Here is a 13,206-nt window from a genome sequence, read left to right as displayed (position 1 = left end):
GTCGCTCACGTGGCGTGGCCACGCAGCGCTCCTTGCTCCTTGCCATGCGCCCGATAGCGGGCATTCGCACGTGCGTTCCATATGTAAACAGACCCTGGACCTGTTGCAAGGACGTTTTCATGCCACCGCTGCGCGCTGCCAATCTGCTCGCCACGATCGAAGGTTCCCGCGTGCATTCGCCCGAATGCGGCCATTGGCAGCGCTGGGGGCCGTATCTGAGCGAGCGCCAGTGGGGCACGGTGCGCGAGGACTACAGCGCGAACGGCACCGCCTGGGACTCGTTTCCGCACGACCATGCGCGCAGCCGCGCCTACCGCTGGGGCGAAGACGGCATCGCCGGTTTCGGCGACGACCGGCTCAGCTGGTGCGTGTCGCTCGCGCTTTGGAACCGCAATGACCCGATCATCAAGGAGCGCCTGTTCGGCCTGACGAACTCGCAGGGCAATCACGGCGAGGACGTCAAGGAGCTGTACTTCTATCTGGACGGCACGCCCACGCATTCCTACATGCGCATGCTGTACAAATACCCGCATGCGGCCTATCCCTACCAGGACCTGATCGACGAAAACGCGCGCCGCGGCGGCGATATGCCAGAGTACGAAGTACTCGATACCGGCGTGTTCGACGATCAGCGCTATTTCGACGTCCAGATCGAATACGCGAAGCACACGCCCGACGACATCGTGATGCGCGTGACGATCGAAAATCGCGCGGACGAAGCGGCGTCGCTCGATGTGCTGCCGCAAATCTGGGCGCGAAACTCGTGGTCGTGGAAAGAGAACAAGGACAAGCCGAAGCTCGTCGCCGGTACCGGTCATGATGGCGCGGTGCGTCTGCTTGGCCATCACCATGTGCACGAACCGATCGTCGTGAGCGCGTGGTCGAAGGACGCGCCGGAACTCGCGTGGCTGTTCTGCGAGAACGACACCAACGTGAAGCGGCTGTTCGGCATGGACGGCGCGGGCCCGTTCAAGGACGGCTTCAACGACTACCTCGTGCACGGCGACGCGAACGCGATCCGTCACGACGCGGGCACCCGGGCCGCCGCGCATGCGGCGCTCGAGCTCGGGCCGCACGGACGCGCGGTCGTGTATCTGCGCTGGCACCCGCAATCTGCGACCGATGAAGCGCCATTCGATGCCGACGCGTTGATCGCGCGCCGCCACGCCGAAGCCGACGAATTCTATGGCGCGTTGCAACACGAGATCACCGACCCCGATGCGCGTCTCGTGCAACGTCAGGCGCTCGCCGGCATGCTGTGGTCGAAGCAGTACTACCAGTACGACGTGCAACGCTGGCTCGACGGCGATCCGCTGCAACCGAGCCCGCCCGCCGCGCGCAAGCACGGCCGCAACACCGACTGGCGGCATCTGTGCAACGCGGACATCGTGTCGATGCCGGACAAGTGGGAGTACCCGTGGTACGCGTCGTGGGACCTCGCGTTTCACGCGGCCGCGTTCGCGCTGATCGATCCGGCGTTCGCCAAGAAGCAGTTGCTGCTGCTCGTGAAGGATCGCTATCAGCACCCGAACGGCCAGTTGCCCGCTTACGAATGGGCGTTGAGCGACGCGAACCCGCCGGTCCATGCATGGGCCGCGTGGCGCGTGTACGAGATCGACCGCGCGCTGACCGGCAAGGCGGACCGCGATTTTCTGGAGCTCGTGTTTCACAAGCTGCTGCTGAATTTCTCGTGGTGGGTGAATCGCAAGGACGCCGACGGCCACAATATTTTTCAGGGCGGTTTTCTCGGGCTCGACAACGTCGGCATCTTCGACCGCTCGTCGCCGCTGCCCACCGGCGGCCACATCGACCAGGCCGACGGCACCGCGTGGATGGCCGCGTATGCGCTCGACCTGATGCGTATCGCGCTCGAACTCGCCTACGCGAACCATGTGTTCGTCGATATTGGTGTGAAGTTCTTCGAGCACTTCCTGTACATCGCGGAAGCGGTCAGTTGCGACGACGGCTGCGACACGGGCCTGTGGGATAGCGAGGACGAATTCTTCTACGACAAGCTGCGCCTGCCCGACGGCAGCAGCATGCCGATGCGCGTTCGCTCGATCGTCGGACTGATACCGCTATTCGCCGTGCACGTGCTCGAGGAGCGTTTGCACGGCGGCTTGCCGAGCTTGCGCGAGCGCCTCGTGTGGTTTCTCGAGCATCGGCCCGATCTGGCGAAGCTGGTGTCGCGCTGGAACGAACCCGGCAAGGGCAACGCGCTTTTGCTGTCGCTGCTGCGCGGGCATCGGATGAAGGCGTTGTTACGGCGCGCGCTCGACGAAAGTGAATTTCTGTCCGATCACGGCGTGCGGGCGTTGTCGCGTTGCCATCGCGATCATCCGTTCGTGTACCAGCACAACGGCAACAGCTTCTGCGTGAAGTATCTGCCGGCCGAATCCGATACCCGTGTGTTCGGCGGCAATTCGAACTGGCGCGGGCCAGTGTGGATGCCGGTCAACTATCTGCTGATCGAATCGCTGTACGAGTTTCATCGCTATTACGGCGATGATTTCCGCGTCGAGTATCCGACCGGGTCGGGCCAGAAGTTCTCGTTGAGCGAAATCGCCGACGAACTCGCGCGCCGCGCGACCACGCTGTTCCTGAAGGACAGAAACGGCGAGCGGCCGGTGATGGGTGCGTATCCGCTGCTGCAGGCGGACCCGCGTTCGCAGGATCTGATCCTGTTCCATGAGTATTTTCATGGCGATAACGGTCGTGGCGTCGGGGCTTCGCATCAGACCGGCTGGACCGGGCTCGTCGCGTTGCTGTTGCAGCCGCGCGCGATGGCGGCATCGGGCAACGTGCCGCTGGCGGGGGAACCGGCGCCGGCGCCCGCGCCGATTCCGGTGCCGGCGGCTTCTGCATCCGCGGTAACGCCGGCGGTGGTGAAAGAACCGGTACCGTCGCTCGCGGCCACGACGACGAAGTAGGCACGCCGCGCGCTAACGCGCGAACGCGATTGAACTGTGCGGCAGCGCCCGTGGTCTTTCATGTATCGCCGCGTTCGTTCTATCGGCTTACCAAGGTCCAAGTGAATCCCATGTCGACCACACCGAACCCTTCCGCTTCTCCCGATCAACACAACGCAACGCCCGCCCTGAGCTGCAAGCTCAGCGCGAGCCGGTACGACACCCTGTCGTCGCCGGCCGGCAAGAAGCCCGCGCCGCCATGCACGCTCGTGATCTTCGGCGCGGGCGGCGATCTGACCAAGCGTCTGTTGATGCCGGCGCTCTACAACCTCGCGGTCGATGGCCTGCTCGACAACAGCATGAAGATCATCGGCGTCAATCACGGCGAGCGCGAAACGCGCGAATGGTGCGACGAACTGCATACCTCGCTGCAGAAGTTCGCCGCCGACAAGGCCAGCACCTTTCACGCCGGCAAGCTCGACGACAACGCATGGAACTGGGTCGCGCAGCGCCTCGAATACATGGCGGGCGAGTTCGAATCCGACGATACGTTCGCGAAGCTGAAGCAGAAGCTCGATCAGTCGAAAGGCGGTAACGCGATCTTCTACCTCGCGGTCGGCGCGCGTTTTTTCAAACCGATCGCCGACCGGCTCGGCAAAGCCGGCCTGCTGAAGGAAGGCGACGGCGCGAACGGCGGCTTTCGGCGTCTCGTGATCGAGAAGCCGTTCGGCACCGATCTCGCATCGGCGCGCGATCTGAACGGGCACATCCTGTCGTATGCGCGGGAGTCGCAGGTGTACCGCATCGATCATTTTCTCGGCAAGGACACTGTGCAGAGCATCCTCGCGGTGCGCTTCGCGAATGCGATGTTCGAGCCGGTCTGGCGGCGCGAGTACATCGATTGCGTGCAGATCACGGCGGCGGAAACGATCGGCGTCGAGGGGCGCGGCAGGTTCTACGAGCAGACCGGCGCGTTTCGCGACATGGTGCCCAACCACCTGTTCCAGCTGCTCGGCATCGTCGCGATGGAGCCGCCGAATTCGTTCGACGCCGAAGCCGTGCGAAACAGGAAGGCCGAGCTGTTCGACGCAATCCAGCCGCTGACGCCCGCCGACGTCGTCTTCGGCCAGTACGAAAAAGGGCCCGCCGGCGTGGGCTATCGCGAGGAGCCCGACGTCGCGCCCGGCAGCACGACGGAAACCTACGCGGCGGCGCGCGTGTTCGTCGAGAACTGGCGCTGGGCCGGCGTGCCGTTCTATCTGCGTACCGGCAAGCGGCTCGCGGTGCGCCGCACCGAGGTTTCGGTGCAGCTGAAGCCGGTGCCGTTCCGCCTGTTCCGCGATACGCCGGTCAACGCATTGACGCCGAACGTGCTGACCATTCGCATCGATCCCGAGCACGGCTCGAGTTTCGATTTCAACGTGAAGGTGCCGGGGCCGGGTGATGCAGGTCGGTCCGGTACAGTCGTCGTTCAACTATGGCGACTTCTTTGCGGAAAGCGCGAACGTCGGCTACGAGACGCTGCTGTACGACTGCATGCATGGCGATGCGACGTTGTTTCAGCGCGCCGACAGCATCGAGACGAGCTGGTGCGCGGTCGACGACGTGCTGCATCCGAGGAGTGGCGGCGCGGTTGCCGTGCGCGGCTATGCGGCCGGCAGCGACGGGCCGGCCGAAGCCGACGCGCTGCTCGCGCGCGATGGCCACGCGTGGCGCCCGTTGCAGCAGAAAGCGCCCGGTGGCAAGTCGTAGCGGCACCTTTGAAGCAACCCGCAGACCCGCATCACAACCGCCTCAACACAATCTGGAGACATCGTGGCAACACGCAACAAGTACGCAGTGAAAGGGAATGCGCCGAAAAGCGGCAGCGGGCACATCCTCGCGATCGACGTCGGCGGCACGGGCCTGAAGGCCGCGATCATCGACGCCGACGGGCAGATGAAAACCGAGCGCGTGCGCGTTGCGACGCCGCATCCGTGCACGCCGGATCAGCTGGTGGACGCGCTCGCGCAACTCGTAGCTCCGCTCATCGAGCAGGTGCGGCCAGTCTGTATCTCGATCGGGTTTCCGGGTGTCGTGCGCAACAACCGCATTCTGACCGCGCCGCACTTCGGCATCGAAGGATGGCACGACATTGCGCTCGCGGATTCGCTCGCGCAGCGCCTGGGCGGACTGCCGGTGCGGATGATCAACGACGCCGAAATGCAAGGCTTCGCGGCGATCGAAGGCCACGGCCTCGAATTCGTGCTGACGCTCGGCACAGGCGCCGGCACCGCGATGTTTCGCGATGGCGAGCTGATGCCGCATCTGGAGCTCGCGCATCATCCGGTCAGCAAGAAGGGCGTCGCGTACGACGAATACATCGGCGAGGCCGCGCGCGAGCAGATCGGCAACAAGCGTTGGAGCCGGCGTGTCGAGAAGGTGATCGGCATTCTCAAGTCACTGGTCAATTACGACAAGCTGTGGATCGGCGGCGGCAACGCGGCGCGCATCAAGTTTTCGCTGCCGGCGAACGTGGCGACCGTATCGAACGACGCGGGGATCGAGGGCGGCGCGAAATTGTGGCATCCGCTTTCGGTGCGCGAGACGCGACAGTATCCGGAGGCGACGCAGAAGACGGGGCGGTTCAAGCCGAAGTGAGGCGGTGGATTGCCGCTGCCATCACGTATCCAGTGCCGCGGCTCCACGTCCAAGGGTTCATATCAACCCATCAACGATTGCCGAGGCGATCCGTGCCCGAACACTGGTCAGCGCTTCGACGCTGGACGTGCTCATAACTACTTCGGCTTTGCTGGCAACGGATTATCCTGTCTGTAAGTGCGCCTGGGGTTAATGACCAAATGCTTGACCTGTGCGTCCAATTCCTTACTGTGATACAGGTCCAGACACTTCAGGAAATCGAAACGGACACCTTCAGTTTCCGATTCAACCAGCGGGTTTTGATAATTTCGCGCCAGATAATTGTCCACCAAGGTTTTGATCGCGTCTGGAGCCTTCTCCAAGTCAAAGTAAGTCCAGTCTCGCAATGCACTGACGCTGCTTCCCGCATCCATAGCAGCGTCTTTGTCGTTCCTGTAGGCGTTCGCTATACAAGTAGCCAGAACCATGTCTTTGTAATTCTGTGCATAAGTACGTGCTCCAGCTTGTGGAGTCGCACGTTGATCGCCTTTTGCATAGCAAGCAGACATGCCGAAGATGAGGGCCGAGGCAGTTAGGATGCCAACCCCAACCTTCTTCACGGCAAACTCCAGAAGTTCGCGCGGTCAGTGCGATACTTCGCCTCAGGTTCGTTGAAATAGCAGTGGTCGTAGCAGGCTCTGCCGTCGAACAATGTCGCATGCCCTTGAGCATCCGACCAACCTGAGACTTCAAAAAGAATCAGCCCCTTCCTGCCAGCAAGCACTCCGCCTCCAGATGGCGGGTACTTGACGACTTCAGGTCTTCCCCACCGCTGCTGAAGGAAGGCAATCAGATTTTTGACGCGGAAAAAATACTGCCGCTTATCTGCTCCCGATACTGTCTGTCCTGGAATGTTCGGAATAGTCAAACCTGCGTGGTTCAAGATGTAACTCATCCGTACTGCGCAGGTATTGTTCCAGCGTTGATTGGGATCAGGGTTGTTGATGTTCTTCTCAACGTACCCGCCAATTACTTTTGCAACCTTGGCACCTGAATTTGCAGGGTCGAATATTCGCTGGGAAGCGGCCCACGCAGCAGTGAAATGAGGTCGAGTCATTTGCTATCCTTGATTTTCGGCTTCAGTAAGATCGTCGTTGTGCGGTTGCCGATGACCGTTTCGGCCTACGAGCTATCTGTTTGATTTGCACAACCCCATCCGCAATATGCCGCCTCTTCCATCTCAAAACAACATTCTCGTTATAGTTGCTCTCTGAACTGCAAAGCTCTCAACGGCACGTCCAACCCCGGAGACTCCCAATGACTCGCATCCACCTGACCCTCGCGCGGCGCCTCCTCTCCGTCGGCGCGTGCGCGCTGCTCGCCTACGCGAGCGCGCATGCGTATGCGGCACAGGCCTTCGCGGTGTCGTCGCCGGGACTGGCCGATGGCGGCACGCTCAACGCGAGCCACGCGGCGAGCGCGAACAATTGCGGCGGCGGCAACGTGTCGCCGGCGCTGCAATGGCATAACGCGCCGGCCGGGACGAAAAGTTTCGCGGTGACTATCTTCGACCCCGACGGCGCGAAAGGCCTCGGCATCGTGCACTGGATCGTCTATGGCATCGCGCCTACCACGACCGGACTCGCCGAAGGCGAAGCCGCGCCGGCGGGCAGCGTGGCCGGCACGAATCGCACCGGCGGCCCCGGCTATTACGGCCCGTGTCCGCCCGTCGGCGAGGTACCGCATCACTACGTGGCGCAGGTCTATGCGCTCGATCTGTCGCCCGACGCATTGCCGGCCGGCTTGACGCGCGACGCGTTCCACGCCGCGATCAAGGATCACGTGCTCGCCGCGACGAGCACCGTGCTGCGCTACGGACGATGAAGACGCGCGGCCGAACGCCGGGCCGCGCTTGATCTGCCGGCGGGCGCCTAGCGCGCCGCGTCCCCCCAACGATACTGCACGCTCGCTTCATCGAGCTGGGTCTTGATCGCGGCGTCGAGCGTGAACTCGGCCGCCGCGAGCGTATCGCTCAACTGCTCCGCGCGGCTCGCACCAATGATCGCCGACGTAATCAGCGGATTCGCGAGCACCCACGCAAGCGACGCCTTCGTCAGCGATTCGCCGGTCGGCGCGACGATCGCCTTCAGCCTTTCGATCGTGTCGAACTCGCGCTCATGCCAGTAGCGCTCCTGATACATCGCGCCAGCCTTGCCGACGCTTTCGGTGAAGCGCCCTTCGGCGGGCGTCGCGTCGAGCCGGTGCTTGCCGCTCAGCAGTCCGCCCGCGAGCGGGTTATACGGCATCACGGCCAGTTGCTCCTCGGCGGCCAGCGGCAGCAGCTCGCGCTCGATCTGGCGAAACAGCAGGTTGTAGCGCGGCTGGACCGACACGAAGCGCGCGACGCGTAGCACGTCCGCGCGCCCCAGTGCGCGCGCGAGCCGGTAGGCGAGAAAGTTCGACACGCCGATATAGCGCGCCTTGCCCGAGCGCACGATCGCATCGAGCGCTTCGAGCGTCTCGTCGAGCGAGGTCTTCGCGTCGTCGGAATGGAGCTGGTACAGGTCGACGTAGTCGGTGCCGAGGCGCTGCAAGGACGCGTCGATCGCATCGAGCAGGTGCTTGCGCGACGCGCCCTGGTCCCACGCGGCGGGCCCCATCTTACCGACCGCCTTGGTCGCGACGATGAAGCGCTCGCGTTTGCCCTTCAGCCAGCGTCCGACGATTTCCTCGGTGCGTCCGGCCAGATTTTCGTCGCCGCCGAGCGGATAGACGTTTGCGGTATCGATGAAATTGACACCGGCGTCCGCGGCCGTGTCAAGGATGCGGTGCGATGCGGCTTCCTCGGTTTGCAGCCCGAAGGTCATGGTGCCGAGACACAGGCGCGAAACGGTCAGGCCGGTGCGGCCGAATTGGCGATATTGCATAAAGTCGACTCCAGAGGGAAGGAATGCGCTGCCGAAGCGATGAAACTACATTGTTGTAAAAAGGATAAACCGAGTCGCGATTCGGTGTGCCTGACGCACGCCGGGATTGCTGACTTCCAGTAGATATGAAATGATAGCGATTCTCATTTAAACCTAGCCAGCCATCCCGTCATCTCCATCTCACACTACGGAGAGCGGCAGCCAGCCATTTGCGGCTTTGTCATGAATTCGACGTCAGTGATGCGAATTTGACAAACGCATTTCTGACGGGATTTCCATGCTCAATCTCACGCCGCTCGCGACAGCGCTAGCGCTCGCTTTTGCCATTCCTTTGGCGACCCCGGCGCTCGCGCAAAGCGCGCCGCAGAACGCACAAACCAACGCCCGGAACAACACACCCGCCGCCGCGCAGACGCTGCCGACCATCGGCGTGCAGGCTCAGGCCGTTCAGCAGGACTTCCAGGCCGACCGGGCGACCGTCGGCGCGAAGACGCCGACCGCGCTGCGTGACATTCCGCAGACCGTCACCGTGATCAATCGCGACCTGCTCGCCTCGCAGGGCGCGACGTCGTTTACGGACGCGCTGCGCAACGCGCCCGGCGTGACGATCGGCGCGGCCGAAGGCGGCCAGATCGGCAACAACATCAATCTGCGCGGCTTTACCGCGCAGAACGACATCTATCTGGACGGCTTTCGGGACCGCAATCAGTACTACCGCGACACGTTCAATCTTGAATCGCTCGAAGTGCTGTACGGTCCGTCGTCGATGCTGTTCGGCCGCGGCTCGACCGGCGGCGTGATCAACCAGGTCAGCAAGAAGGCGAACCTGACGGACTCGGCGGAAGTCTCCGGCATGATCGGCACCGACGACCGCTACCGCTCCACCGTCGACGTGAATCACAAGCTCACCGACACCTCGGCGATCCGCCTCAATGCATTCGGCCAGAGCCTCGGCTCGACGCGCGACGTGATGAAGAACAAGGACTTCGGCGTCGCGCCGGAACTGCGCTTCGGCATCGGCACGCCGACCGAGATCACGCTGTCGGCGCTGATCCAGCGCAACCACGACATGCCCGACTACGGCATCCAGGCGCTGAACGGCCGCCCGTCGCCGGTACCGAAGAACACGTTCTACGGTTTGACCAGCGACCGCACGATCCAGGACGTGCAGATCTTTACCGCGGCGATCAAGCACAAGTTCTCCGAGGACCTGACGCTGACGAACCAGACGCAGATCTCGCACTCCATGACCGACGCGCGCGAAACGGCGCCGCAAGCGGTGCTGACCGGACCGCTGTCGTCCAGCACAGCGTTGACCAACGGCAACTTCACGACGCTGTCGCCGTCGCAGCTGTTCATCAAGCTGCAGAGTCATGACCGCGTGATCCAGAATCATGCGATCTACAACGACACGATGCTCGAATACAAATTCGACACCGGACCGATCAGGCACGACCTGATCGCCGGTGTCGAAGTGGGCCACGACAGCTATACGAACCAGGCGTACACGCGCAACAACCTGCCGATCGTGCCGATGCTCAATCCGCCGATCATGGGCACGCCGTCGAACGTGACGACGACGGTCGGCAACTACGCCGATTCGAGCGCGAACGAAATTGCCGCTTACCTGAACGACACGATCACGCTGACGCCGCACTGGAAGCTGATCGGCGGTGTGCGCTGGGATCGTTTCTCGGCGGGAATCCGCAATACGATTAGCGCGCCGGCTTACGCGAGCCAGACCAACTACTTCACGAGCGTGCGCGCCGGCGTCATCTATCAGCCGACCGACTGGCAGTCGTACTACGTTTCGTACGGCACATCGTTCAACCCGTCGCTCGAAAACCTGACGGTCACGAACCTCACTCAGAACCTCGCGCCGGAATCGACGAAGTCGTATGAAATCGGTGGCAAGTGGGATCTGTTCGGCGGCAACATGTCGGTGACCTCGGCGTTGTTCCGCGAGGAAAAGGACAACGCGCGCACGCAGGTGTCGTCGACCGAGTACCAGCTGGCCGGCGACATTCGCGTCGACGGCTTCCAGGCGGGCGTGACGGGGCACATCACCGACAAGTGGCAGATTTTCGGCGGCTACACGTACATGGACGCGACGATCCTGAAAGCGGCCGACGGCACGCAGGGCCACACGCCGGCCAACACGCCGCGCAACACGCTGACGTTCTGGACCACGTACGCGATCACGCCGCATTGGGAAATCGGCGGCGGTCCGATCTACATGTCGCCACGTTATGCGTCGAATACGAACTACGTGAAGGTGCCGGGCTACACGCGTTGGGACGCGACCGCGGCCTATCACGCGAAGAAGTACGACGTGCGCCTGAACCTGCTGAACCTCACCAACAAGTACTACTACGACGCGTTGATTCCGTCTGACGGCGGACGTTCGGTGCCGGGCATCGGCCGCACGCTGCTCGCGACGTTCAACTACCGCTTTTGATACGCGCTTTTGATACGCACTGAGCGCATGCGTACGGCTTGCCGCTTCTGCAAACGGCAAGCCGACGCGAAGGACACACTATGTTGCTGCACATTCCGAAGGTACTGGACGCCGGGCAATTGCGCTTCATGCGCGAGCGGCTCGATCGAGCCGGCGACGCGTGGGTCGATGGCCGCGCGACCGCGGGCTATCAGGGCGCGCCGGTCAAGCGCAATCAGCAGATTGCCGAGCACTCGACGCTCGCGCGCGAACTCGGCGATGTGATTCTCGCGGCGATCGAACGCAATCCGCTGTTCATCAGCGCGGTGCTGCCCAATCAGGTCTATCCGCCGCTCTTCAACCGCTACGAGGGCGGCATGCAGTTCGGCAGCCACGTCGATGGCGCGGTGCGCGTGCTGCCGAACGGCGTGAAGCTGCGCACCGACGTGTCGGTGACGCTGTTTCTCAGCGCGCCCGACGAATACGACGGCGGCGAACTCGTGATCGAGGACACCTACGGCGTGCAGCAGGTGAAACTGCCGGCCGGCGACATGATCGTCTATCCGGCGACGAGTCTGCACCAGGTGACGCCAGTCACGCGCGGCGCGCGGGTGGCGAGCTTCTTCTGGGTGCAGAGCCTCGTGCGCAGCGACACGCATCGCGCGCTGCTGTTCGACATGGACACCGCGATTCAACGGCTCAATGCCACCCATGCCGACGAAACTGCGCGACGCAGCCTCGTCGGTTGTTATCACAATCTGCTGCGCACCTGGAGTGAAACGTGAGCGTATCGGACACCCTCGACATTCAACCGCCCGCGGCCGGCGAACATGACGCGCAGGAGCCGCGTCGGCGCGATGACGATGAACTGAAATCGCGCCAGCAGCGCTCGCGTCGCGCGACCTTCATCAAGTGGCTGCGCAAGGTGCATGGGTGGGTTGGACTGTGGGGAGCGGCGCTCGGTCTGCTGTTCGGCACGACGGGCTTCTTTCTGAATCATCGCGGCGGTCCGCTGCGCGTCTCGACCGGCGAGCCGCAGGTGTCGGTGATGCAGGTGCCGCTGCCGCAACCGGCGCCGCAAACGCCGCGCGAGCTCGCGAAGTGGCTCAAGCAGGAGTTGAAGATCGCCGGCAATCCGGGGCGCGTGCAGAAGGAAACCGAGCATCCGGTCGGGTGGGGCGATCGCAGCGTCGTGCAGCCCGAGCACTGGCAACTGAGTTTCGGGTCGCCGAAGGAAAACACGTCGGCCGAATACTGGGTCGGCAACAACAGCGTGACGATCAAACGCAGCGCGAACACCTTTCTCGCGATGCTGACGAACATGCACAAGGGTGTGGGCTTGAGCGTTGGTTGGGTGCTGCTGATCGATACGCTCGCGGGCAGCCTGATCCTGCTGTCGTTGACGGGCGTGCTGTTGTGGACCGAGTTGAACAAGCGCAAGACGGTGGGGCTCGCGCTCGTGGTCGGATCGATTGCGGCGGCGGTGGTGTTGGGGACGATGTAAGGGCGCAGCGCAACGCTTCGGGCGACGCCTGCGCGCTGGCGGGCAGGCTTTGAGCGGTCCGCGCTAGAATCGTCGCAGACCTACTCCGCAGGCTCTGCCGCCATTCGCCGATGACCTCTCCCGCGAACCCCGTCGACACCGCGCTGACCACGCGGCGCTCGGTGCGCGCCTTTCTGCCGACACCGGTGCAGCGCGCCGACATCGAAGCGATTCTCGAAGCCGCCAGCCACGCACCGTCGGGCACCAACACGCAGCCGTGGAAGGTGTACGTGCTGACGGGCGAATCGCTCGCGCGTCTGTCGCGCGATCTGCTCGCGGCCTACGACGATCCGCAGCGCGACGAGCTTTACCAGGAGGAGTACGCGTACTATCCGCGCCAGTGGCAGTCGCCGTTCATCGACAGGCGTCGCAAGATCGGCTGGGACATGTATAGCCTGCTCGGCATCGAGAAGGGCGACAAGGCGCGCATGCACGAACAGCACTCGCGCAACTTCCGTTTCTTCGACGCACCCGTCGGCCTGCTGTTCACGATCGATCGCAGCCTCGAGCGCGGCAGCTGGCTCGACTACGGCATGTTCCTGCAGGCGATCATGACGGCCGCGCGCGGACGCGGTCTCGACACCTGTCCGCAGGCCGCGTTCATGCAGTTTCATCGACTGATTGCCGGACATCTCGGCATGCCCGAAAACGAGCAATTTGTGTGCGGCATGTCGCTCGGTTTCGGCGACCCCAACGCGCCGGTCAATACGCTGCGCCCCGAGCGCGAACCGGTCGAGCGCTTCGCGCGCTTTCTCGATTGAACGCATCCCT

At 63.2% G+C, this 13,206-nt stretch carries 10 protein-coding genes and 1 pseudogene; 8 read left to right on the top strand and 3 right to left on the bottom strand.

Annotation, left to right across the window (positions count from 1 at the left end; genetic code table 11):
* Positions 1-119: 119 nt before the first annotated feature.
* The 3 genes and pseudogenes from OKW28_RS08020 (at position 120) to OKW28_RS08010 (ending at position 5,549) form a co-directional block, all read left to right on the top strand.
* Positions 120-2,930: an MGH1-like glycoside hydrolase domain-containing protein gene (locus tag OKW28_RS08020; RefSeq protein ID WP_429444601.1), complete on the top strand. Its 2,811-nt coding sequence runs from the start codon at positions 120-122 to the stop codon at positions 2,928-2,930.
* A 110-nt stretch (positions 2,931-3,040) separates the two neighbouring features.
* Positions 3,041-4,661, top strand: a pseudogene (zwf, locus tag OKW28_RS08015) (glucose-6-phosphate dehydrogenase).
* Positions 4,662-4,724: 63 nt separating this feature from the next.
* Complete coding sequence (locus tag OKW28_RS08010; RefSeq protein WP_429444599.1) at positions 4,725-5,549, top strand: ROK family protein; 825 nt, start codon at positions 4,725-4,727, stop codon at positions 5,547-5,549.
* Positions 5,550-5,686: 137 nt separating this feature from the next.
* Here OKW28_RS08010 and OKW28_RS08005 read toward each other — a convergent pair whose 3' ends face one another.
* Positions 5,687-6,148, bottom strand: a complete 462-nt coding sequence (locus OKW28_RS08005) for a type VI secretion system amidase immunity protein Tai4 (RefSeq protein ID WP_429444598.1) — start codon at positions 6,146-6,148, stop codon at positions 5,687-5,689.
* Positions 6,145-6,645 carry a type VI secretion system amidase effector protein Tae4 gene (locus OKW28_RS08000; protein WP_429444596.1) on the bottom strand — a complete coding sequence of 167 codons (501 nt, stop codon included), beginning with the start codon at positions 6,643-6,645 and terminating at the stop codon, positions 6,145-6,147. Before OKW28_RS08000 ends, OKW28_RS08005 begins: the two co-directional genes overlap by 4 nt.
* Before the next feature lie 200 nt (positions 6,646-6,845).
* Here OKW28_RS08000 and OKW28_RS07995 point away from each other — a divergent pair, with 200 nt between their 5' ends.
* The gene (locus OKW28_RS07995; protein ID WP_429444594.1) at positions 6,846-7,412 is read left to right on the top strand and encodes a YbhB/YbcL family Raf kinase inhibitor-like protein; all 567 of its coding nucleotides are present in this window, start codon (positions 6,846-6,848) and stop codon (positions 7,410-7,412) included.
* A gap of 47 nt (positions 7,413-7,459) precedes the next feature.
* Here the strand turns inward: OKW28_RS07995 and OKW28_RS07990 are convergent, their stop codons facing one another.
* Positions 7,460-8,455, bottom strand: coding sequence for an aldo/keto reductase (locus tag OKW28_RS07990; protein ID WP_429444592.1), 996 nt, complete (start codon positions 8,453-8,455; stop codon positions 7,460-7,462).
* A gap of 277 nt (positions 8,456-8,732) precedes the next feature.
* On the opposite strand from OKW28_RS07990, the gene OKW28_RS07985 reads away from it, so the two are divergent.
* From OKW28_RS07985 to OKW28_RS07970, 4 genes are all read left to right on the top strand, one after another.
* Positions 8,733-10,913, top strand: a complete 2,181-nt coding sequence (locus OKW28_RS07985) for a TonB-dependent receptor (RefSeq protein ID WP_429444590.1) — start codon at positions 8,733-8,735, stop codon at positions 10,911-10,913.
* A gap of 80 nt (positions 10,914-10,993) precedes the next feature.
* Entirely contained in the window at positions 10,994-11,677 is a 684-nt protein-coding gene (locus tag OKW28_RS07980) for a Fe2+-dependent dioxygenase (RefSeq protein WP_429444588.1), read from the top strand.
* Positions 11,674-12,396 (top strand): PepSY-associated TM helix domain-containing protein, encoded by a 723-nt coding sequence (locus tag OKW28_RS07975; protein ID WP_429444587.1) that lies wholly within the window; start codon positions 11,674-11,676, stop codon positions 12,394-12,396. The genes OKW28_RS07980 and OKW28_RS07975 overlap by 4 nt, the downstream gene beginning before the upstream one ends.
* Before the next feature lie 110 nt (positions 12,397-12,506).
* Complete coding sequence (locus OKW28_RS07970) at positions 12,507-13,196, top strand: nitroreductase (protein WP_429444585.1); 690 nt, start codon at positions 12,507-12,509, stop codon at positions 13,194-13,196.
* Positions 13,197-13,206 lie beyond the last annotated feature (10 nt).

The organism is Paraburkholderia sp. 40 (assembly GCF_050434105.1).
GTDB lineage: Bacteria > Pseudomonadota > Gammaproteobacteria > Burkholderiales > Burkholderiaceae > Paraburkholderia > Paraburkholderia tuberum.
This window is presented reverse-complemented; position numbering and strand designations above follow the sequence as displayed.